Annotated in this window: 1 pseudogene; it reads left to right on the forward strand. The window is 38.8% G+C overall.

Features of this window, described 5'->3' with window-relative positions:
• Window positions 1–260: pseudogene (locus SB753_RS38600) on the forward strand (sucrose-6-phosphate hydrolase); the annotation flags it as partial.

Here is a 260-nt window from a genome sequence, read left to right on the forward strand (position 1 = left end):
CTCAAAACCCAGTGATTAATTCAGTGCCTGAAGGAGATATTCATCCTCATCATTTTAGAGACCCAAAAGTATGGAAGAAGGACGACTATGATTATTGTGTTCTTGGATCACGTACAAAGGATCATGAAGGGCAAGTTCTTTTGTATTGTTCAAGAGATCTGTTGAATTGGGAGTTTATGAATGTAATGGCCAAAAGCCAAGGAAATCTTGGTTTTATGTGGGAGTGTCCAGATCTTTTTAGTCTTGATGGACAAGACGTG

It is taken from the genome of Paraburkholderia sp. SIMBA_053 (genome assembly GCF_046534895.1).
Lineage (GTDB): Bacteria > Pseudomonadota > Gammaproteobacteria > Burkholderiales > Burkholderiaceae > Paraburkholderia > Paraburkholderia caledonica.